This is a genomic window from Prochlorococcus sp. MIT 0801 (assembly GCF_000757865.1).
Classification (GTDB): domain Bacteria; phylum Cyanobacteriota; class Cyanobacteriia; order PCC-6307; family Cyanobiaceae; genus Prochlorococcus_B.
Window position 1 is genome coordinate 1,843,083 of the sequence record NZ_CP007754.1, and the last position, 21,283, is coordinate 1,864,365.

Genomic DNA, 21,283 nt, shown 5'->3' on the forward strand with positions numbered 1-21,283 from the left:
AACTTGATTGTTACCTAAATGAAAGCCAAACCCACTATTAGAAAGGGGGTAGATCAAATCAATCTCATAGAAGAGAGTATCTTCACGAGTTCTTCTTTCATTTCACTGTTTAAAGAGACTAGAGGACTTCGAGGAGGTCCAACAGACCAGCCGATGAGTTGAAGTGCCGATTTAACAGGAATTGGATTTGTGGTTGCAAAAAGGGATTTAAAAAGAGGTTGCAATGTCTCGTGCAAATAAAGTGCCTCAGCATATTTACCCTCTAAAAAACTCTCTATAATTTTCTTCAAATTAGGACCAACCAAATGACTTGCGACACTAACAACGCCAACAGCCCCAACTGAAAGCATTGGTAAAACCAAAGCATCATCACCGCTATAAATAGCTAAATCTGATCCACAATAGTTCCTTAATTGAGTCACTTCCTCGGTTGTTCCACTTGCGGCTTTAAAACTGACTACATTACTGCAATCCATAAGCTTACTTACAATACTAGGTGATATCGAACAACCTGTCCTCCCAGGGATGTTATAGAGCATTAAAGGCAACTTTGGAGCTGCATTTGCAATAGCTCGAAAATGAACTTCTAATCCTTCTTGTGGTGGTTTATTGTAATAAGGAACAACAACTAATGCACCGTCAGCACCAGAATTAGCCGCTTCCTTTGTAGCTTCAATTGCCTCAGAGGTCGAATTACTTCCAGTTCCAGCTAAAACTTTGGCCCTAGAGCCTAAAGAATTTCTCACTGTTTCCAGCATTTTTTGTTGTTCTTGCCAAGTTAGAGTAGGTGACTCACCCGTAGTTCCACAGACAACAATGCCATCTGAACCTTGATCTACTAAATAATTTGCCAAATCGGCAGCAAGGCCATAATCAACTTTCCCTTCATCATTAAATGGTGTCACCATTGCGGTTAGCAGCCTTCCAAAAGGTGCTGGTGATAATGAAGCTGACTTATTCATGATTTTTTGGCAATAGAAGTTCAGCAATTTGCACTGCATTCAGTGCGGCACCCTTGCGGATTTGATCTCCACATAACCATAGTTCCAAAGCATTGGGGTTACTTATATCTTGCCTTATTCGGCCAACTGATATGGGGTCTCTGCCAGTTACATCTTGTGGCATCGGAAAACGATTATTTTCCAAGTCCTCAAGTATCTCAACTCCTGGTGCAGCTTCCAAAATCTCATAAGCTTCTTTTACTGGAAAAGGCTTTGTAAATTCAATATTGACCGATTCAGAATGGGCTCTAAAAACTGGAACTCTTACACATGTTGCGGTCAATGAAAGATCAGGATCTCCAAGAATCTTTCGGGTTTCATTAACCATTTTCATCTCTTCCTCACAATAATTATTCGATTGCAAAGGTGAATTATGCAAAAAAAGATTAAACGCCAAAGAATACGGAAGAACTTTGCTTTTTGGAGTTATTCCATCTAAAACTTCTTGGCTTAATTTTTCTAATTCTTCCATTGCCATTGCACCTGCACCGCTAGCGGATTGATAGGTTGATACAACAATCCTCTTGATGGGGATATGCCTAGTCAATGGAGATAAAACCAATGCTAATAAAATAGTGGTGCAATTAGGATTTGAAATTATACCTTTGTGCTTAATAGCATCTGAAGGATTGACTTCTGGAACAATTAAAGGAACATTCTCGTTCATTCGAAAGGCACTGGAGTTATCAATCATCAAAGCTCCAGAACTTTGAATTATATCTTTCCATTTAAGAGATATTGAACTACCAGCTGAAGCCAAAATTAAATCTACATTTTCAAAACTATCTTTAGTTGTCTCTTCGACTTTCAACTCAGTCCCGCAAAAACTCTGAATGTCCCCTGCTGAACGATGAGAGGCTAGTAAAATTAACTTTTTAATAGGAAACGATCTCTCTTCAAGCAAAGCCAATAATTCCTTGCCTACAGCTCCACTCGATCCGAGAATCGCAACTGTAAGGGGTCTATTTGGAAGGAGAAATTGTGGTTTCAAACTTGATGAGGAGAATTAAACGATTTAACAAAAAAGTTTTTCTTATTAGAAAAATCAACAAATAACAAATTTTTCGATACTTTTTAGGCCACAATAGCTTTGGAAGTGAATTAACGCTTTCTTACGCTAACCAAATTTGAGAATTCCGTTTCAATGAGTGCTGCCAAATTAAACGTAAAAACCAGTTCAAAACCCAATAGCAGAATTGCTGTAGAGATAGAGGTGCCAGCAGATCGATGCAAAAATAGTTACGACGAAGCTTTAAGCAAACTCAGCAGATCTATCTCAATCCCAGGCTTTCGCAAAGGTAAAGTCCCTAAAACAGTAGTAATCCAGCAACTTGGAGTCAAAAGGATACAGGCCTCTGCACTGGAATCACTCTTACAAAAAGTATGGACAGAAACCTTAGATCAAGAGGGAATAGAACCTTTATGTGAGCCTGAACTAGAAGATGGCTTTGAAACTATTTTGGAGAATTTTAACCCTGAAAAAACTTTAGTATTAAAACTTGAAACCGATATTACCCCTATCCCAACTTTAAAAAAATCATCAGGTCTAACTGCGGAAGTAGAAAATTTAATATTTGATCCGAAAAAAGTTGATGAACTTATTGAGCAATCCCGAGCTCAACTAGCAACTAAAGTCCCAGTTAGTGATCGTGCGGCAAAGAAAGGAGATATTGCCTTAGTCAGCTTTAAAGGTAGTTTCTCAGATGATGGAAGCGAAATTGAAGGCGGAAGCGCCGATTCAATAGAAATAGAACTTGAAGAAGGGCGAATGATTCCTGGTTTTATTGAGGGAGTAATTGGAATGAATATTAAAGATGAAAAAATATTGAAGTGTGAATTTCCCAAGGATTATCATCAGGAAGAAGCGAAAGGCAGAAAAGCTGAATTCAAAGTCAGTCTTGAAGATTTAAAAATCAAAGAATTACCTGAACTCAATGACGAGTTTGCAAAGCAAGCAAGTGACAAAGAAAATATGTCTGACTTACGCGCAGATCTTGAAAAGAGACTCAAAGAGGATACTGAAAGAAAACAAGCCAAAACTCGTCAGGACTCGCTTCTTGACGTATTAGTCAAAGAACTTGAAGTTGAACTACCAAAAAGTCTTATTGACCAGGAAGTTCGAATAATTGTTGAACAAACGGCTCAAAATTTTGCTCAGCAAGGCATTGATGTCAAATCAATGTTTACTCCTGAGCTTGTGAAATCACTTATGGAATCTTCAAAAGGCGAAGCAGAGAAAAAGCTGCGTCAAAAATTTGCTCTAAATGCTTTGGCTAAGTCAGAAAAGATTGAAGTTTCAGACAAAGAAATCAACTCAAAACTTGAACAAGTTGAAGCTGAAATTAAACTTTCAAACGAAAAAAATATCGACGCAGATCGTCTCAAAGAGGCTATTACTGATGACTTACTGCAAGAAAAATTATTTGTTTGGCTTGAAGAAAATAATACTGTTGTAGAAAAACCCCCAGAAAAAGCCTTGGATACAATTAAGGAGAAAAGTTCTAAAAAGAAAACAACAAAAACAAATAAAGAAAAGAAAAGTTCTAAAACACCCAAATCCTAGTTTCTACGCATAGATTAGGATTATTAGCTACTTAAAATTCAAGTTGATTGAAGCAAGACAAAGTCACCCCATTAATAGTTTATGGAATAACTCCTGTCTATTTTCAGGACCTGGAGTTTTGCCAACAGTAATTGAACAATCAGGTCAAGGTGATCGGGCATTTGATATTTACTCTCGATTACTTCGTGAAAGAATCATCTTTCTAGGAACTGATGTCAATGATCAAGTTGCTGATGCATTGGTAGCTCAAATGCTTTTTTTAGAAGCTGATGATCCAGAAAAAGATATTCAGTTGTACGTCAACTCCCCTGGGGGGTCAGTGACTGCTGGTCTAGCTATTTATGACACCATGCAGCAAGTTAGTCCTGATGTCATAACAATTTGCTATGGGCTTGCAGCAAGCATGGGTGCTTTTCTTCTCTCAGGAGGGACAAAAGGAAAAAGACTTGCATTGCCAAATTCCAGAATCATGATTCATCAACCTCTTGGTGGAGCGCAAGGTCAAGCTGTCGAAATTGAAATTCAAGCCAAAGAAATTCTCTATTTAAAAGAGACTCTTAATTCACTTTTAGCTGAGCATACTGGACAAAATATTCAAAAGATTTCAGAAGATACTGATCGAGACCACTTTCTTTCTCCCCAAGAAGCGGTTGAATATGGCCTGATCGACAAAGTGGTTTCCAATCTCAACTCCATATGAATCATTAAGGAAGGCTGACAAGGCATCAATCCTCAATGATCCTATTAATTGAGACTGAATAAAATTAATTATCGGTCTATCTAACCTGTTTTTTTTTTGAGCTCGATGGCAAAATTTGAGGCCCATCTTAAATGCTCCTTTTGTGGCAAGGCGCAAGATCAGGTGAGGAAACTCATTGCTGGTCCAGGAGTTTACATATGCGATGAATGTATCGACTTATGCAACGAAATTTTAGATGAAGAACTAATTGATAATCCAACGCATCAAAGTAATGGTCATGACAAAAATCGCAAATCTAAAGCTGCCACAACGTCAGCTAAACCGGCTCCAACCTTGGCATCAATACCAAAGCCCATTGAAATTAAAAAGTTTTTAGATGACCAAGTAGTCGGGCAAGAACCAGCAAAAAAAATCTTATCGGTAGCTGTCTACAATCACTATAAGAGACTTGCTTGGAAAGGAGACGGGTCTGGTGAGACTGATTTAACGGCAACAAAATTACAAAAATCTAACATTTTATTAATTGGACCAACCGGTTGTGGGAAAACTTTGCTTGCCCAAACATTAGCCGAAATGCTTGATGTTCCATTTGCTGTTGCTGATGCAACAACTCTTACTGAAGCTGGATATGTTGGAGAGGATGTAGAAAACATTCTTTTACGTCTCCTGCAAAAAGCAGATATGGACGTGGATTTAGCACAAAGAGGAATTATTTACATAGATGAAATTGACAAAATTGCGAGAAAAAGTGAAAACCCATCCATTACTAGAGATGTCTCTGGAGAAGGCGTGCAGCAAGCTCTTCTAAAAATGCTCGAGGGTACTGTCGCCAACGTTCCTCCTCAGGGAGGAAGAAAGCATCCTTACGGTGACTCTATTCAAATTGATACGAGCCAAATACTCTTTATATGTGGTGGAGCATTTGTTGGTTTAGATGATGTAGTTGAAAAAAGACTTGGGAAAAATTCAATTGGTTTCATACAAAATGACAATAGGACAAGAACAAAATCTAATAGAGATCGTATTGGTGCAGATCTAATTAATGATCTTCAGCCTGACGACTTAGTGAAATATGGTCTAATTCCCGAATTTATTGGGAGAATGCCTGTCAGTGCAATATTAGAGCCACTAAATGCTAAAGCACTTGAGTCCATTCTGACGGAACCAAGAGATGCTTTAGTAAAACAATTTAGAACTCTATTAAGTATGGATAATGTAGAACTTTCATTTGATGAAGATGCTGTTGAGGCAATTGCGCAAGAAGCTTATAAAAGAAAAACTGGAGCTAGAGCATTGCGAGGAATTGTTGAAGAAATCATGCTAGATCTAATGTATAGCCTTCCATCTCAAACTAAGATTAAAAATTTCAATGTAACAAAAAAAATGGTTGATGAAAGTACTGGTGGGAAAGTAGTTCCTCTTTTATCAAATGAAAAAAGAATTGTTAAGGAATCTGCTTAGAAAAAATGAACTTCTGAATACCTTTATTCAATTTAATTAGAGTAATAAGAAAAATTATAAAATTCTCAAAAATTAAATTAGTCATATATTTGATGAATGAATATCTTTTGTGAATATGATTAAATAAATCAAGATCAAATTCATACATATTTTCAATTGAAATGATAACGACTTATGAGCCATTACATCATAAATATCGCCCAACAAGCTTTGACGAACTAGTTGGGCAAGATCCAATCAAGTCAACTTTAAAACAGGCATTAATAAGTGATCGAATTTCCCCTGCATATATATTTTCTGGACCTCGAGGAACAGGGAAAACTTCAAGCGCGCGAATTTTCGCAAAATCTCTAAATTGCTTAAAAAGTGAAAAATCAACAACCGTGCCTTGCGGTCAATGTGAACTCTGTAAGGGAATTAGCTCTGGGAATGCATTGGATGTAATTGAAATTGATGCAGCCTCGAATACAGGTGTTGAAAATATTCGTGAATTAATAGAAAGATCTAGATTTGCTCCTGCAAAAGCTCGCTGGAAAGTTTATGTTATAGATGAATGCCATATGCTTTCAACCGCAGCCTTTAATGCACTTTTAAAAACCTTAGAAGAACCTCCCCGTCAAGTCGTTTTTATTCTTGCGACAACTGACCCTCAACGCGTTTTACCTACAATTCTTAGTAGATGTATGCGGTTTGATTTTAGAAGAATAGCTCTGCATGATTTAGAAAGTCATTTAATCAGTATTGCTAAAAAAGAAGAAATCCAAATCAACGAAGAAGCAATATCATTAATTGCGAAACACTCACAAGGAGGGTTGAGAGATGCAGAAAGTTTACTTGATCAAGTAAGTTTACTTCCTCCGCCAATAACTCAATTAAACATCATTAATTTGATAGGAGCTATACCAGAAGAAGAATTAATTAAATTAGCAAAGTCATTAATAATTAAAGATCCGAATTCTATTTTGAATGTTTGTAATAGCCTAATAAATAAAGGGAAAGAGCCAATTGCAATTTTACAAGGAATAGCATCTATATTAAGAGACTTAGTTGTAACAAAAGTTACAACTAATCCAACGAATTTATGTAATATTTCTCCAGAAAATAGTGAAAGTTTAAACGACTTAGCAACTTCTAGTAATCTTGATCAAATACTCAACCTACAGGCCAAGCTAAAAGGATCAGAAAGCAATATAAGAAACAGTAACCAACCAAAATTATGGTTAGAAATTCATTTACTTGGAATGCTCTCAGATGAAGATTCAAAAGAAAATAATAGAATAAAGCAATCCCTTTTAAAAAGCAAACTATCAGATAATTCTGAATCTGAAAATGTAAATAATACATCAGAAAGTATAGTTCCTAATCCAGAAAAAGAACCAATTCAAAAAACAGCTTTTCGAGACGAAACTAAAACAAGTCCAGATTTAAGTCTTGATGATATTTGGAAAAAAGTTATAGCCATGTTAGATCTCCCTTCAACAAAGATGCTGCTTTCACAACAAGCTAAATTAATAAATCTGACATCGGATTCTGCTGAAATAGCAATTTCAGAAAAATGGATAAATATGATTCAAAGTCGAAAGAATCTGATTGAAGATGCTTTTTATAAAGCTAGAGGATCATCAACTAAAGTTCTGTTAATACAACAAAAAGATAACTTATCAAGTCATAAAGAAGTTAAAAATAATCTTCAAAAAATAGAACAAAGAAATCAGATTAAAATTGATAGAGAGCCAAATAAAAATACTTTTAAAGAGGAGAAAAAAGAATCAAAAAATAATTTGGAGATAAATTCTATTGATCAAAAAGCTAAGAAATTCGCAGACTTCTTTAATGGAGAGATTGTGAATCTTGAATGAATAAGATAACTTTGTCACGAACCAATATGATCAGTTTTTTCCCAAATCAAAGTCTTACGAAATAATGACATTTTAACAACTATATATGGTATAACAATGAACCAATGTGCAAGGTAAATTGTTGCTCCAAGTATATTAATAAAATTAGGTGATGGTAATCGTGGACCTTCGCTATTTTGAGAACATCCTTTCCAAAAAGCTAAACTAGAAATACTAAATGCAACTATAGATAGGGGCCAATATAGTGGCATTTCAAATAAAATAATTGATACAATAAAATCTATAAATGATACAACTGGTAAAACATATTGCAATAAGAAAAAGCAAGCTAGATCTATTTTTTTAAATTTTGATAGGCGTTTTGAGATCAATAAGGGCCAGTAATCAAAGAACCTTTGCAAGCCTCCTTCAGCCCATCTTTTTCTTTGTCGGAATAAAGCCGACAATGATTCCACTGCTTCCTCTTGAATAGGTGGATCCCACATTATTACTATTGGCGATCGTGTTAATAAAAATCGGAAACTTAAATCTAAATCGTCAGTAATAGTTTGTTCATTAAAGCCTCCGCAACATTCCAGAACTTTTCTATTAATTAATTGACCATTACCTCTTAACTCCGACACACCACCACTAGCAAGTCTGCCTCTTTGAATAACAGCATCCATTGCCATCTCCATTGCTTGATATGAGGCAATTTGATTCAACTCACAATTTACAACTGATTTTCTTAACTGCACTGCAGACCATCCACCATGCAAAGCAAGAGCTATTGCTCTAAGTAATACATTGCTCTGTAGTTGTGCATCCGCATCAAGAATAAATAACCATTCTCCATCAGTTTTATTCAACACAGAATTCAGAGCTCCTGATTTTCCACCATCACTAATCAAAGGGCGACTTAAAACATTAATTCTTGAGAAACGAGTACGTAATTTTTTTAATAAATCAGGTGTTCGATCTTGGCTGCCATCATCAATGATCCATAAAGAAATCTTCTCCTCTGGATATTCAATTGATAAAAGTCTTGAAACTAATCGCTCTATTACATTTTCTTCATCACGTGCTGCCACCAACACATCCACTTTGGGAAGAGTCTCAACAAATTTTTCACTTTTAATTAGATACTCGTTTTGTAATTGATAATTATCCCTACGATCTCGTAAAACAACTCTTAACCCATACCCACCCAGCAAGACGGCCAAAATAATTGAAGGGAATAAATTCTTACTAGGCTCCATCAAATGAGGAAAAATTCCTGCCAAAGCGCAGCAAATCAAAAATAATATTGATTTAATGCGTCGGTTTTCTCCACTGATTTTGGCTAAAGCCATGGAGTGATCCTTTTATCAATTAGTGACTCTAAGAGGCTTTCATCACTAAGGCAAAAATCCATATTTAGTTTTCGGATAATAATGAGAAAGAATTTGCTTAGTAGTCCATCCATTTTTTGCTAACTCTATAGCCCCAGACTGAGACATTCCTGCTCCATGGCCAAAACCTCCACCAGAAAACAGCCATTTACCTTCTTTAATTTCTTTAACAACAAATAATGTGCTTGGTAATTTTCTAAGAACACGACGAATGTCATCAAGTTTAAGGAAAATTTCTGAACCACTCTTCCCGTTAATTTTCAACGAAGTGACTCTCCCACTACTTCCTCTACTTACAACCTCAATTTTATTGGGATCAAAAGAACTGCCAACTTTTTTAGCTTGATTGAGCTGTTTAGATATCTGAGAAGCATCTAGCGTTCTTTCCCATCTAAAAAGTGGATGATCAGATCCAAAAGCCTCAGACTTGGAAAATAAAAAAGATTTCAAATATTTCTCATTTGATAGAGGTAAATCAACCGAACGAGTCCACTGTTTTGGACCATCCAAGCGCGTTTGCAAATAAGGAACTTGATTAATTGACCATGCCTCATCGACCGATGCCATGACTCCACCATTAGTTGCGTGATAAACAGTATTTATTGGCTTTTTATTCCAAGTAAGAATTTTGCCAGAAGTTTTTTGTATAGCTGTTTTAATTTTTAAATTGACGTTAGATGGATCTTTGTAAACCTGACATTGGGTATCGTGGCAAAGATTGTATCCATCAACTTTGAATCTATGGCTATTAGCTATAGCCCATGTTCGGGCTAGTATCGCCTGAGCTGCTAATGCTGCTTCAGGTGAACTGGCACCAATTTCATAAGGGACTACTCCGTTTAAATATCTCTCAATCGGAACATGCTCAACCAAAGTCCAACTGCCATATGCATCTGACTGGATCGAAAATGGACCTAAGTATATCCCCTGCTCCCAGCGCAACCCATCAGGGGCTTGCAAAGAGATAGGACCTTTGAGGGCAATTTTTCCATCATTTCCATCAAGATAAGGAAAAACAATCTTTGAAACTTTTATTTTTTGATAAGTCGCCTTGATGGATGCAGGAATCTCGGTGTCGCCTGATACCCAAACCTCCCAATCAAAAGGATGAGCAATAGTTGATTTAATACTTTTATCTTTTAAATCATTTGCCAATCTTTCAGCAGACTCGAAACTTGCGAAGGGACCAATTTTGTGTCGAACAAATACTTTTGGATTTAATAATTGTTTTGCTCGCCAGCCAATATTAATTTCTTTGGCCTTTCTAATGACTCCATCAGCATCTTTGAGAATCAAGTTTCTGCCATTACTTACAAGCCTCAAAGTTGGAGATTTAAGATCATTGATGATTTCCTTTCCTAAATATGGCTTTATTCCAACAAGTAGAACATTTTTTTCGGAACTAATTAAAGGCGTCTCAGGTGGGGCCTGATGAGTTCCAAAAAACTTAACTTTGCGAGGATTCGCAATACTTACTTGATTGGAATGAGACACACCAATCAAGAGAAGCAAACCCCAAACAAAAAAACTTTTTTGAGCCTGTAAATAACTTTTAATCACAACAAAAATCTCTTTCCATGAGAATTTAATAATTTTGGGTTGGCTTAAGTGAGCTCAAGGACGTATTGTCTTAAATCAACTATGCTTTATCAATGCCAAAGCTCAAGACCCGCAAAGCTGCTGCAAAGCGGTTCAAAGCAACAGGCACTGGCAAATTCATGAGACGTCGTGCATTTCACAATCACTTACTCGACCATAAGAGTCCTAAATTAAAAAGGCACCTTAAAACAAAAGCAGTCGTAGATGAACGTGATGCAGAGAACGTAAGCCTTATGCTTCCCTATGCTTAAGTTTTCTTAAAACGTTTATTAGTTCAATTTCTTGATTTCTGGTTATTAATTATGGCACGTGTTAAAAGAGGTAATGTTGCTAGAAAACGTAGAAACAAAATCCTTCGTCTAGCTAGAGGATTTAGAGGAGGTAATGGAACTCTTTTCCGAACCGCAAATCAAAGAGTAATGAAGGCCCTTTGTAACGCGTATAGAGACAGAAGAAGAAGAAAACGTGATTTTAGAAGACTTTGGATTGCAAGAATTAATGCAGCAGCAAGGTTAAATGGATTAAGCTACAGCAAATTTATAGGTGGTTTAAAGAAAGCAGATATAAGAATTAACAGAAAAATGCTGGCTCAATTAGCAGTTATGGATCCTAAAACATTCTCAAACGTTGCAGTTAGTTCAAAAAGTTAAGTATCCTTGAGTGTTGTTTATCTTATTTAAAATTATGAATAAGTAATCAATTAAGATAAGAAATAAAGAAGAAATTCCAAAAATTAAGAATATGGTAATAATAAATAATTACTATACTGTTAACCAATTTTGAGTTTTAGTTGATGATGGTTAATCTTCCTCAAACTTATTTAGTAGGACTCTGTTTTCTTTTAGTAATTATCTCTATTTTAGTAGGAAGCCAACTATATAAAGTAAGAAAAGATGAAATGAAGCTTCTCAAATTAGAGAAAGAAGATTCAAATACACAAGAAGATTCAGCAAAAATGTATGAATTAGCATCTGTTCAATTAAAGAAAAGATTATACCCTCAAGCCACATCAACCTTAAAACAAGCCTTAAAGAAACTTGATGGCGAGCCAGAAGAGGCTAAAGCACTTATTGAAAATGCATTAGGCTTTGCACTCGCTGCTCAAAATGACTTTAAATCAGCAGTAATTCATTACAAAAAAGCTTTAACAGCTAAATCTGAGTACCCAGTTGCATTAAATAATCTCGGCTTTGCTTATCAACGCTTGCTTAAAGAAGATGAAGCTTATAAAAATTATCAAGAGGTTTTAAAGCTAGATCCTAAAAATAAAACCGCGATCTCTCAAATTAAAAGACTTGAACGTATAGTTGGAAAAGATAAAGATCAATTATTGAATAAAAAAGGCTTCTAAATAAAGATTAATTCATCATATTTTATCCATGCAAAAAACTAATCAATCTCTAAAAATAGGACATAAAGAGTTCAAAAGTCGACTTCTTGTTGGAACAGGTAAATACCCATCCCTAGAAGTCATGCAGAAAAGCCTAATAAATACAAAATGTGAAATAGTTACTGTCGCAGTTAGAAGAATTCAAGGACTAGAACGTGGACATAAAGGATTAATGGAATCAATAGACTGGAAAAGAATATGGATGCTGCCAAACACTGCAGGATGCTCAAATGCGGAAGAAGCTATTCGAATAGCAAGGCTTGGCAGAGAATTAGCAAAGTTAGCAGGTCAAGAAAATAATAATTTTGTCAAATTAGAGGTTATTCCTGACAAAAAATATTTATTACCCGACCCAATTGGCACCTTAAAAGCAGCCGAGCAATTAGTAAAAGAAGGATTTACTGTTCTTCCATATATAAATTCTGATCCAATAATTGCAAAACAACTTGAAGAAATTGGATGTGCAACTGTTATGCCTCTTGGTTCCCCCATTGGATCTGCGCAAGGCATAAGAAATGCTGCGAACATTGCCATGATTATCGCAGAATCTCGAATCCCAATAATTATTGATGCAGGTATTGGAGTTCCAAGCGAAGCAGCTCAAGCATTGGAAATGGGTGCTGATGGGGTTCTAATTAATAGTGCTATTGCTTTAGCTCAGAACCCAATTCTTATGGCTCAAGCCTTCTCTAAGGCTACCCAGGCGGGCAGAGATGGTTATCTAGCTGGAAGATTGCAAGAGAACCCTCTTGCCAATGCAAGCTCTCCACTAGATGGAGTTATTTCAAATAATTAGAGCAATTCGTTAAAAATTAGTAACGTAATAAGCTAATAAACAAAAAAACATGGCAGTCACTAGAGAAAGTCAAGGCAGGCTGAACGTTTTTGCGGATGAGCCAAGAATTGAAATACTTACAAAAGAAAGCAGTCGCAACAAAGCTTCTTGGCTTTTGACCCTTGCTGGAGTTATCCTTGTAATTGGGCTTATCGCATATTCTTTAACAATCAAGTGAAACGCTTGTAGTAGCTTGAATAATATGAGCATTTGCTCTGTCTTTTGGAGTTTAGAGTGAAAGTTTTCGTTCTTGGTGGTGACGGCTTCTGCGGATGGCCTTGTGCAGTGAATCTTGCTGACAAGGGTCATGATGTATTCATCGTGGATAATCTCAGTCGTCGAAAAATCGATATAGACCTTGAAGTTGAATCCTTAACTCCAATTACAAGTATTGGAGAAAGGATTAAAGCTTGGTCTGAGATAGGTGGAAAACCTATTCAATTTATTCATTTAGACCTTGCCTCTGAATATCAAAAGCTTTTAGATCTGTTGATCGAGGAAAAGCCTGATTCAATAATTCATTTCGCTGAACAGCGTGCTGCTCCATATTCCATGAAAAGTAGCGCAACCAAGAGATATACAGTTGATAACAATGTCAATGGGACTCATAATCTACTTGCCGCAATTGTTGAATCTCAATTAGATATTCACATTGTTCATCTTGGGACGATGGGAGTTTACGGCTATGGGTCTCATAGAGGCGCGACCATTCCTGAAGGTTACTTAAAAGTGGAAGTACCCCAACCAGATGGCAGTCGTTTTGAAGAAGAAATCCTTCATCCAGCAAGTCCCGGCAGCGTTTATCACATGACCAAAACGCTTGATCAATTGCTATTTCTTTACTACAACAAAAATGACCAGATCAGAATCACTGATCTTCATCAAGGAATTGTATGGGGAACGAATACTGACGTTACAAGTCGTGACCCAAGACTGACTAATCGATTTGACTATGATGGTGATTATGGAACAGTGTTAAATAGATTTTTAATGCAAGCAGCCATTGGCTATCCATTAACTGTTCATGGTACTGGTGGACAAACAAGAGCTTTTATACATATTCAAGATTCAGTAAAGTGCGTTCAATTGGCACTCGAGAACCCTCCTGAGAAAGGTGAAAGAGTGAAAATCTTCAACCAAATGACGGAAAGCCACCAAGTTGGGGAATTAGCTAAAAAAGTAGCCTCTCTCACTGGAGCAAAAATTAATTATCTTCCAAACCCAAGAAACGAAGCCGTCGAAAATGATTTGATAGTTGATAATCGATGTTTTATTGAGCTTGGATTAGATCCGACAACTCTCGATAATGGACTTTTAGAAGAAGTTGTTAATGTCGCGAAAAAATTTTCCAATCGATGTGATTTAAAACGAATACCTTGTGTATCTGCATGGACATCAACCCAAGCAAAAGCAATTAATAAATCCTAAACCTACCAGTACAAAATCTTGAAAAGACACGCTCAGTGAAAATAGCTTTCTTTACAGAAACTTTCCTACCCAAAGTCGATGGGATAGTTACTCGATTAACTAAAACAATTCAAAATTTAGTGGATTCTGGTGATGAGGTAACCGTTTTTTGTCCAGAAGGCTGTCCATCAAACTATATGGGTGCAAAAGTTATAGGTGTACCCGCGATGCCATTACCTTTATATCCAGAACTCAAACTAGGGCTCCCTGGTCCAGGGGTGTCAGATGAATTAGAAAACTTCAAACCTGACTTAATACATGTTGTTAACCCTGCAGTACTAGGATTGGGTGGTATTTGGCTAGCCAAAACAAACAATATCCCCCTTGTCGCGAGTTATCACACTCATTTACCAAAGTATCTAGAGCACTATGGAATGGGCATGTTAGAGCCGCTTTTATGGGAGTTGTTAAAAGCTGCTCATAATCAAGCAACTCTAAATCTATGTACTTCCACTGCAATGGTGCAAGAACTCTCAGAAAAAGGAATTCAAAATACCGCCTTATGGCAAAGAGGAGTTGATACAGATATTTTCAAGCCAGAACTCAGAGACAAAGAAATGAGAAAGCGTCTTTTAGGAAACTTTAGCGATGAAGGATCTCTATTGATGTATGTGGGAAGACTCTCAGCAGAAAAGCAAATTGAAAGAATTAAACCTGTACTTGAAGCACTTCCAAACACTCGACTAGCTCTTGTGGGAGATGGTCCATATAGACAACAATTAGAAAAAATTTTTCAGGGAACCTCCACTACCTTTGTGGGATATTTAAGTGGGAAGGAACTAGCAAGTGCTTATGCCTCAGGTGATGCCTTTTTATTCCCCTCGAGCACAGAAACCTTGGGATTAGTTCTTTTAGAGGCAATGGCTGCTGGATGCCCAGTCGTAGGAGCCAATAAAGGAGGCATACCAGATATTATTTCAGATGGAGAAAATGGATGTTTATACAATCCTGACGGAGAAAATGATGGAGCTGTTAGTTTAATTGAGGCTACAAAAAAATTATTGGGCAACGAAATAGAGCGGACAACAATGAGACAAGCAGCTCGTTCAGAAGCTGAGAGATGGGGGTGGGCAGGAGCTACAAAACAATTGAGAAGTTATTACGAAGACGTACTAGACAAAAAACAATCAAATATTGCTGCTTAGTTTTTACGCAGCATGAGGAGGTGGAGTTGGAGAATCAAATGATTGCAATGGTAAAACCAAAGTCGCCCATGGAGAAAGTTTTGCTGGCCTTTGTTTCTTAGGCTGACGAACCCCAAATGGAACTCTAACGACATTCGTTCCATCAACTTGTAAAAGTTCTCCGTTATTTAAAACAGATTCAAAGCAATTAGAAAAAGAAGGCAAGGACAAATCATCCTTTTTATTTATTTGATCTGACAGATCAAAAGATGTCTTTTTGTTCATTTGGTCCCCATATAATTTTTAGGCTTTGGCAAAAATTAAAAGAAAAATTGCAAAATAGCCCAAAAAAAACCAATGATTTGGTTTTCGCTTGAAATTTAACTAATAAAACAAGTTTTAACCAGTATTCAAATAGAATTGGTATCTTCTAAATCTTGAACTGAAGGACAACTACATATCAAATTCCTGTCTCCATAAGCATTATTAATACGTGAAACTGATGGCCAAAATTTATATTTTTCTTGCTCAGGCAATGGATAAGCAGCTTCTTTACGAGAATAAGGTTTATCCCAATCATCAGAGGTAACTGTTTTTAAAGTATGTGGAGATTGTTTTAAAGGATTATTTATAGGATCAATCTTTCCTAATTTGATTTGTTCAATTTCTTCGCGGATTCCTATCATCGCGTCACAAAAACGATCTAATTCAGGCAAACTTTCACTCTCTGTTGGTTCAACCATCAATGTTCCAGCAACAGGCCAACTTATAGTTGGAGCATGAAATCCATAATCCATCAATCTCTTGGCAACATCCTCAACTTCTATACCTAACTGACTCTTTAAAGGTCGTAAATCTAATATGCATTCATGAGCTACTAGCCCATTGGGGTCTTTAAATAAAACTGGATAATAAGGATCAAGTCTTTTTGCTAAATAATTAGCAGAGAGAATTGCTATAGAACTTGCTTTGCGTAACCCATCGCTACCCATCATTCGAATGTACATCCAACTGATGGGCAATATTCCAGCGCTACCAAATGGAGCGGCAGATACTGCCGAAATAGCCTTTTCGCCTCCGCACTTAATAATTGAATGTCCAGGAAGATAAGGAACCAAATGATCTGCTACAGCTATGGGCCCTACACCGGGGCCTCCACCACCATGAGGAATGGAAAAAGTTTTATGAAGATTTAAATGGCACACATCTATGCCATAAGATCCAGGCCTGCAAATACCTACTTGAGCATTCAGATTAGCTCCATCCAAATAAACTTGACCACCCTCCTGATGAATGACTTTGCACATTTCACGGATATTTGGCTCGAATACTCCATGAGTTGAAGGGTAGGTAACCATCAATGCAGCCAAATTATTTGAATAAATTTTAGATTTATTTCTTAAGTCATCTAAATCAACATTGCCGTATTCATCACATTTAACGGAAACAACTTTAAAGCCAGACATTACCGCACTAGCTGGATTGGTGCCGTGAGCACTTGTTGGGATCAAGCAAATATTCCTATGGCCTTCTCCAAGAGACTGATGCCATGAACGTATTACAAGCAAGCCGGCAAATTCTCCTTGAGAGCCTGCATTTGGCTGAAGAGAAACTCCCTTAAAACCAGTCAAAGCAGACAGCCAACTTTCAAGGTCATTAATTATTTCGCGGAATCCAGATAATTGAGCCTGAGGAGCAAAAGGATGTATAGAAGAAATCTCGCTCCATTCAATGGGTAAAAGTTCTGCAGCTGCATTCAATTTCATTGTGCAACTCCCAAGGGGAATCATTCCTTGAACTAAAGAAAAATCTTTAGAAACTAAAAAATGAATATATCTCATTAAATCAGTTTCACTTTGATATTGGTTAAATACTGATTGTTCAAGCCAAGGTTTTACTCGAAGTGGAATATCTATGATTTCTACATTTTTATTCATATAAGTATCAATATCTTTGACGTTTTTTCCTTTGACTTTTGCAAGAATTTGATGCAGTTTATAAATTTCTTCATCACAAGTTAATTCATCAAAAGTCACACCAAAACCTTTAGCATTTTCAGTATCTGATCCAATGGGAAGTACTCTGAGGTTATACCCTTCTTCTGAGGCTAAGTTAATTACTTTTACTGCCTCTGGACAAAAGATATCAACACTATCGAACCTGGGATATCTATCTAATGGATATTCTAAATTACTTAAAATATTTTCAAAATATGATCTATATTTAATTATCTTTTTTGCTATTTGTTTAAGACCATCTGGACCATGATGTAATGCATAGAAAGAAGAAAGAACAGCCAATAAAACTTGAGCAGTGCAAATGTTACTTGTAGCTTTATCTCTTCGAATATGTTGCTCTCTTGTTTGAAGAGCCAGTCTCAAAACTTTATTGCCATCTACATCAACTGATTGACCGACTATCCTTCCTGGTATTTGTCTTTTATATATTTCTTTAGTTGCAAAAAAAGCTGCATGAGGTCCACCACAAGCAATAGGGACACCAAATCTTTGAGCGCTACCAACAACAATATCTGCACCAAATTCTCCCATTGGTTTAATCAAAACCTGAGCCAAAGGGTCGATTGCGACAGTAACAAGTGCATCGAATTTGTGTACCTGATTAATTATTGATGTTGGGTTCCAAATACGACCGTTTTTTCCAGGTAACTGAATAATGATTCCAAAGACATTACTATCAATTTCAAACTTATTGTTATCAAAGATCTCAAGAACAATTCCTAGTGGTTCACATCGAGTTTTTAATACATCAAATGTTTGCGGCAAAATTTCTTGATCTACTAAAAATTTATCAGCATTTTTATTTTTTCTAACAGCCAAACTTAAACTTATTGCCTCAGCTGCCGCAGTTGCTTCGTCAAGTAATGACGCATTTGATATTGGTAAACCTGTTAATTCAGTTATTAAAGTCTGAAAATTAAATAAAGCTTCTAATCGGCCTTGCGATATTTCTGCTTGATAAGGAGTGTAAGCAGTGTACCAATTGGGATTTTCTAGAACATTTCTTTGTATAACTGGAGGTAAAACAGTCGAATGGTAACCAAGCCCAATCAGGGAACGATTTTCAACATTTTTCTTTGCAATTGAATTGATTTCTTTTAACGCTTGATTTTGATCACACCCATCTGGTATTGAAACACCAATGTTTTCAGAATCAAAGATTTCATTGGGAATTACAGAAGATATAAATTCTTCAGAATTTTCAAACCCAAGAATTTGAAGCATTAAGGCTTCTTCTTCGTTAGTTGGTCCTATATGGCGAGACTTAAAAGTAAAATCCTTTAATTCTGCTTTTGACATGAGCTTGTTCTCAAGCACAAGCAAATTAAGCTATTAGAATGAATGCCAGTGTAGAGAAAAATTTCCTAATTTGTTGTAAGAAAAAATTATTCAGTCAAGTTTTAGGCAGCAATTTTTTTTGAATAAGTTTCAGAATCCATAAGGTCTTTTAATTGTTCAGGATTTTCAGGACGAATTATTAATAGCCATCCTTCGCCATGAGGATCATTTTGAAGTTCCTCTGGGCTTGCTAAAACAGAATTATTTCTATGGACAATTTCTCCGCTCACTGGAGCATACATATCCTCAACAGCCTTTACTGACTCTACTGAACCAAAGCTCTGTCCTTTGGCTATTGCAGTGCCTTCCTCTGGTAGATCAACAAAAACGATATCACCTAACTGATCGACCGCAAATTCACTGATGCCAATTCGAACTAAAGCATCATCAGCACAAGCATATTCGTGACTGTCAGCAAAACGAAAATGATCTGGGAAGGAAAAAGCCATTGCGTCAAAACGAAAAAGGCTTAATCATTCTGGGGCAATTTGATCAATCCTGCCTGAAATAAATTGGATAGTGCATGAATCAAAGCAATTTTGACATGTGCTCGATGAGATCCTCCTTGTATAAAAAGATCAAATGGAGGTTTTAGAGGCGCATCAGCAGAAAATTCACTCGTACTACCATCTATGAAAGTTCCTCCAGCCATGACTAAGTTGTTTTCATAACCTGGCATAGGTGCAGGTACTGGATCGAGAAAAGATCCAATAGGTGATTTTTCTTGAAAAGACCTACAAATAATTTGTAAAATTTTTGGATCGCCTATTCTTACTGCTTGGATCAAATCAGTTCGAATAGAACCTGGGGTGGGCAAAACTTGAAAGCCCAATTCACTGAATGTAGTAGAAATAATCTCAGCACCAATTAGGGCCTCAGCGACCATTTGAGGCGCAAGAAAAAGTCCTTGCAAAATAGTTCTATTTAAGTCAAAAGTAATTCCACCCTCAGATCCAATACCTGGAGCAGTCAAGCGGCAACATGCTTTATCAACTAAATCACCTTTTCCTGCGACATACCCACCAGTAGGAACGATAGTTCCCCCTAAATTTTTTATTAAAGAACCTGCAATCAAATCTGCCCCTACTGAGGTTGGTTCCTTAGTTTCGACAAACTCTCCATAACAATTATCTACAAAACAAATACAATTAGGCTGAATCTTATGACATAGGTCACAAATCTCTTTAATAACCTCAATACTCAAAGATGGGCGCCATGTGTAACCACAACTACGTTGTATAAAAATTAATTTTCTAGGTATATTTAAAGCTTTTTCTAAAGCGACAAAATCTATATTTCCGTCATTTTTTAGAGATACCTCCTCATAGTTAATACCAAACTCAATCAAGGATCCTTGGCCGTTTCCCCTTAATCCAATCACCTCTTCAAGTGATTCGTAGGGCCTTCCAGTAACAGATAATAAATAATCTCCTGGTCTTAAAACCCCAAACAAAGATGATGTAATAGCATGGGTTCCACTTACAAACTGAAGCCTTACTGCTGCTTTTTCAGAATCTAAAATATCTGCATAAATTTTATCAATTATATCTCTACCTAAATCTCCATGTCCATATCCTGTTAAAGAGGCAAAATGTTGCACATTTAGATGAGAATTAATGAAAGCATTTAATACTTTTTCTAATTTAAATGAAATGCTATCAATCTTTTCATTAATAGATAAATATAATTTTTTTTCTATTTGATTAACAAAATTTTTAGCAGAATTTTTTAACATCTTAGTTTTTAATTAAGCAAAAATAAGTTTTTCTTAAATTAATCTGAAAAAATAATTTCTAATTTTTCTTGATCTTTAAGTAATAAGCCTCGTTGGCGAAGATTTTCCAAAAATCCATCTGCACCTTGCAAATTATTTGTATTTAACAATTTATTTGTTGCATGTAAATCTAACAATTCACCATCAAGTTCCTCGGCAGTGTAATCCTTCAAACCCGCCATAACTGCTTCAAATCTTTCTCTTCGTTGTTTTTTGCTTACTGGATATGCTGACATAACTTGTTCTCTACACATTCTCCATGACCTTCCTTTACATAAATAATCTGCCAAAGCGGCACTGAGCACAGCTGCCTCAGCTTCCTCAATAAACCAATCAAAGGACGAAGGTAAAGGAGCTAAACCAACAAAAATCTCAAAGAAGTCACCAGCAGAGAGTGGATTATTATCATTTCCATCAACAGCAATAGCTGATTCTTGAAGTGATCTATGCAACTCAGGATGGACAGTCAATATTTGACTTTCAATATTTTCTAACCCACGGGAAAGTACTTGATTTACTTTCCCCAAAGCAAAAAACACCTCAGGACTTGGAGAAACAAGTTTGCCATTTCGAAGATTTGAGATTTGAGAACTATGAACTCTACCCAGATCTAAACATTCGGCCAAAGCAGGAAGAACTTTATGAGACCAGCCATTGCGCTCATGCCATACATGCACTAGATGAGCCATTGCCCTTCTGCCTGCTGTCAGTTGGTCCCGAAAACTAGAAGTCACAAATCACATTCAAGATTGACGGATAAAACCGGTTAGGATCCTTATCGTAT

General features: G+C 36.5%; 20 protein-coding genes. 11 read left to right on the forward strand and 9 right to left on the reverse strand.

The genetic code is table 11. The annotated features are described in order from the left end of the window. Positions 1-53 precede the first annotated feature (53 nt). Both dapA and EW15_RS09880 read right to left on the reverse strand, forming a co-directional pair. Positions 54-962, reverse strand: coding sequence for a 4-hydroxy-tetrahydrodipicolinate synthase (gene dapA, locus EW15_RS09875; RefSeq protein ID WP_038654718.1), 909 nt, complete (start codon positions 960-962; stop codon positions 54-56). After that, positions 955-1,992 carry an aspartate-semialdehyde dehydrogenase gene (locus tag EW15_RS09880; protein ID WP_038654721.1) on the reverse strand — a complete coding sequence of 346 codons (1,038 nt, stop codon included), beginning with the start codon at positions 1,990-1,992 and terminating at the stop codon, positions 955-957. Before EW15_RS09880 ends, dapA begins: the two co-directional genes overlap by 8 nt. 153 nt (positions 1,993-2,145) lie before the next feature. Here EW15_RS09880 and tig point away from each other — a divergent pair, with 153 nt between their 5' ends. The 4 genes from tig to EW15_RS09900 all read left to right on the forward strand — a co-directional run bounded on the left by tig (position 2,146) and on the right by EW15_RS09900 (position 7,584). Continuing rightward, positions 2,146-3,564, forward strand: coding sequence for a trigger factor (gene tig / locus EW15_RS09885; RefSeq protein ID WP_038654723.1), 1,419 nt, complete (start codon positions 2,146-2,148; stop codon positions 3,562-3,564). A 43-nt stretch (positions 3,565-3,607) separates the two neighbouring features. Continuing rightward, entirely contained in the window at positions 3,608-4,264 is a 657-nt protein-coding gene (gene clpP / locus EW15_RS09890; RefSeq protein ID WP_038654726.1) for an ATP-dependent Clp endopeptidase proteolytic subunit ClpP, read from the forward strand. Positions 4,265-4,369: 105 nt separating this feature from the next. Further along, positions 4,370-5,725, forward strand: coding sequence for an ATP-dependent protease ATP-binding subunit ClpX (clpX, locus tag EW15_RS09895; protein WP_038654729.1), 1,356 nt, complete (start codon positions 4,370-4,372; stop codon positions 5,723-5,725). 161 nt (positions 5,726-5,886) lie between these two features. Continuing rightward, positions 5,887-7,584 (forward strand): DNA polymerase III subunit gamma/tau, encoded by a 1,698-nt coding sequence (locus EW15_RS09900; RefSeq protein ID WP_038654732.1) that lies wholly within the window; start codon positions 5,887-5,889, stop codon positions 7,582-7,584. A 14-nt stretch (positions 7,585-7,598) separates the two neighbouring features. On the opposite strand, the gene EW15_RS09905 is transcribed toward EW15_RS09900, so the two are convergent. Next, positions 7,599-8,915, reverse strand: a complete 1,317-nt coding sequence (locus EW15_RS09905) for a glycosyltransferase family 2 protein (RefSeq protein ID WP_038654735.1) — start codon at positions 8,913-8,915, stop codon at positions 7,599-7,601. A gap of 45 nt (positions 8,916-8,960) precedes the next feature. Further along, on the reverse strand, positions 8,961-10,514 hold the full coding sequence (locus tag EW15_RS09910) for a SpoIID/LytB domain-containing protein (RefSeq protein ID WP_038654738.1): 1,554 nt from the start codon (positions 10,512-10,514) through the stop codon (positions 8,961-8,963). Between the two features lie 92 nt (positions 10,515-10,606). Here EW15_RS09910 and rpmI point away from each other — a divergent pair, with 92 nt between their 5' ends. From rpmI to EW15_RS09945, 7 genes are all read left to right on the forward strand, one after another. Further along, entirely contained in the window at positions 10,607-10,804 is a 198-nt protein-coding gene (gene rpmI / locus EW15_RS09915) for a 50S ribosomal protein L35 (protein WP_038654742.1), read from the forward strand. A gap of 51 nt (positions 10,805-10,855) precedes the next feature. Further along, entirely contained in the window at positions 10,856-11,203 is a 348-nt protein-coding gene (gene rplT, locus EW15_RS09920) for a 50S ribosomal protein L20 (protein ID WP_038654745.1), read from the forward strand. A 143-nt stretch (positions 11,204-11,346) separates the two neighbouring features. Beyond that, positions 11,347-11,904, forward strand: coding sequence for a tetratricopeptide repeat protein (locus EW15_RS09925; protein WP_038654748.1), 558 nt, complete (start codon positions 11,347-11,349; stop codon positions 11,902-11,904). Between the two features lie 28 nt (positions 11,905-11,932). Then, positions 11,933-12,739 (forward strand): thiazole synthase, encoded by an 807-nt coding sequence (locus EW15_RS09930; RefSeq protein WP_038654751.1) that lies wholly within the window; start codon positions 11,933-11,935, stop codon positions 12,737-12,739. A 49-nt stretch (positions 12,740-12,788) separates the two neighbouring features. After that, positions 12,789-12,956: a hypothetical protein gene (locus EW15_RS09935; protein ID WP_038654754.1), complete on the forward strand. Its 168-nt coding sequence runs from the start codon at positions 12,789-12,791 to the stop codon at positions 12,954-12,956. A 56-nt stretch (positions 12,957-13,012) separates the two neighbouring features. Next, complete coding sequence (locus tag EW15_RS09940) at positions 13,013-14,206, forward strand: NAD-dependent epimerase/dehydratase family protein (protein WP_038654757.1); 1,194 nt, start codon at positions 13,013-13,015, stop codon at positions 14,204-14,206. A gap of 35 nt (positions 14,207-14,241) precedes the next feature. After that, positions 14,242-15,390: a glycosyltransferase family 1 protein gene (locus EW15_RS09945; protein WP_038654761.1), complete on the forward strand. Its 1,149-nt coding sequence runs from the start codon at positions 14,242-14,244 to the stop codon at positions 15,388-15,390. A 3-nt stretch (positions 15,391-15,393) separates the two neighbouring features. Here EW15_RS09945 and EW15_RS09950 read toward each other — a convergent pair whose 3' ends face one another. The 5 genes from EW15_RS09950 to EW15_RS09970 all read right to left on the reverse strand — a co-directional run bounded on the left by EW15_RS09950 (position 15,394) and on the right by EW15_RS09970 (position 21,233). Then, positions 15,394-15,654, reverse strand: coding sequence for a hypothetical protein (locus tag EW15_RS09950; RefSeq protein WP_038654764.1), 261 nt, complete (start codon positions 15,652-15,654; stop codon positions 15,394-15,396). 125 nt (positions 15,655-15,779) lie between these two features. Beyond that, the gene (gcvP, locus tag EW15_RS09955; RefSeq protein ID WP_038654767.1) at positions 15,780-18,686 is read right to left on the reverse strand and encodes an aminomethyl-transferring glycine dehydrogenase; all 2,907 of its coding nucleotides are present in this window, start codon (positions 18,684-18,686) and stop codon (positions 15,780-15,782) included. A 101-nt stretch (positions 18,687-18,787) separates the two neighbouring features. Next, complete coding sequence (gene gcvH / locus EW15_RS09960; protein ID WP_038654769.1) at positions 18,788-19,174, reverse strand: glycine cleavage system protein GcvH; 387 nt, start codon at positions 19,172-19,174, stop codon at positions 18,788-18,790. A 20-nt stretch (positions 19,175-19,194) separates the two neighbouring features. Beyond that, on the reverse strand, positions 19,195-20,460 hold the full coding sequence (locus EW15_RS09965) for an aminotransferase class I/II-fold pyridoxal phosphate-dependent enzyme (protein WP_038654770.1): 1,266 nt from the start codon (positions 20,458-20,460) through the stop codon (positions 19,195-19,197). Positions 20,461-20,498: 38 nt separating this feature from the next. After that, on the reverse strand, positions 20,499-21,233 hold the full coding sequence (locus tag EW15_RS09970; RefSeq protein ID WP_038654771.1) for a hypothetical protein: 735 nt from the start codon (positions 21,231-21,233) through the stop codon (positions 20,499-20,501). Positions 21,234-21,283 lie beyond the last annotated feature (50 nt).

What these genes read in the sequence shown, in the direction of transcription:
- EW15_RS09950 (WP_038654764.1), bottom strand. Translation starts at nt 15,654, where the DNA reads ATGAACAAAAAGACATCTTTTGATCTGTCAGATCAAATAAATAAAAAG.
- EW15_RS09905 (WP_038654735.1), bottom strand. Translation starts at nt 8,915, where the DNA reads ATGGCTTTAGCCAAAATCAGTGGAGAAAACCGACGCATTAAATCAATA.
- EW15_RS09900 (WP_038654732.1), top strand. Translation starts at nt 5,887, where the DNA reads ATGATAACGACTTATGAGCCATTACATCATAAATATCGCCCAACAAGC.
- gcvP (WP_038654767.1), bottom strand. Translation starts at nt 18,686, where the DNA reads ATGTCAAAAGCAGAATTAAAGGATTTTACTTTTAAGTCTCGCCATATA.
- rplT (WP_038654745.1), top strand. Translation starts at nt 10,856, where the DNA reads ATGGCACGTGTTAAAAGAGGTAATGTTGCTAGAAAACGTAGAAACAAA.
- rpmI (WP_038654742.1), top strand. Translation starts at nt 10,607, where the DNA reads ATGCCAAAGCTCAAGACCCGCAAAGCTGCTGCAAAGCGGTTCAAAGCA.
- clpX (WP_038654729.1), top strand. Translation starts at nt 4,370, where the DNA reads ATGGCAAAATTTGAGGCCCATCTTAAATGCTCCTTTTGTGGCAAGGCG.
- dapA (WP_038654718.1), bottom strand. Translation starts at nt 962, where the DNA reads ATGAATAAGTCAGCTTCATTATCACCAGCACCTTTTGGAAGGCTGCTA.
- gcvH (WP_038654769.1), bottom strand. Translation starts at nt 19,174, where the DNA reads ATGGCTTTTTCCTTCCCAGATCATTTTCGTTTTGCTGACAGTCACGAA.
- tig (WP_038654723.1), top strand. Translation starts at nt 2,146, where the DNA reads ATGAGTGCTGCCAAATTAAACGTAAAAACCAGTTCAAAACCCAATAGC.
- EW15_RS09930 (WP_038654751.1), top strand. Translation starts at nt 11,933, where the DNA reads ATGCAAAAAACTAATCAATCTCTAAAAATAGGACATAAAGAGTTCAAA.
- EW15_RS09935 (WP_038654754.1), top strand. Translation starts at nt 12,789, where the DNA reads ATGGCAGTCACTAGAGAAAGTCAAGGCAGGCTGAACGTTTTTGCGGAT.
- EW15_RS09965 (WP_038654770.1), bottom strand. Translation starts at nt 20,460, where the DNA reads ATGTTAAAAAATTCTGCTAAAAATTTTGTTAATCAAATAGAAAAAAAA.
- EW15_RS09925 (WP_038654748.1), top strand. Translation starts at nt 11,347, where the DNA reads ATGATGGTTAATCTTCCTCAAACTTATTTAGTAGGACTCTGTTTTCTT.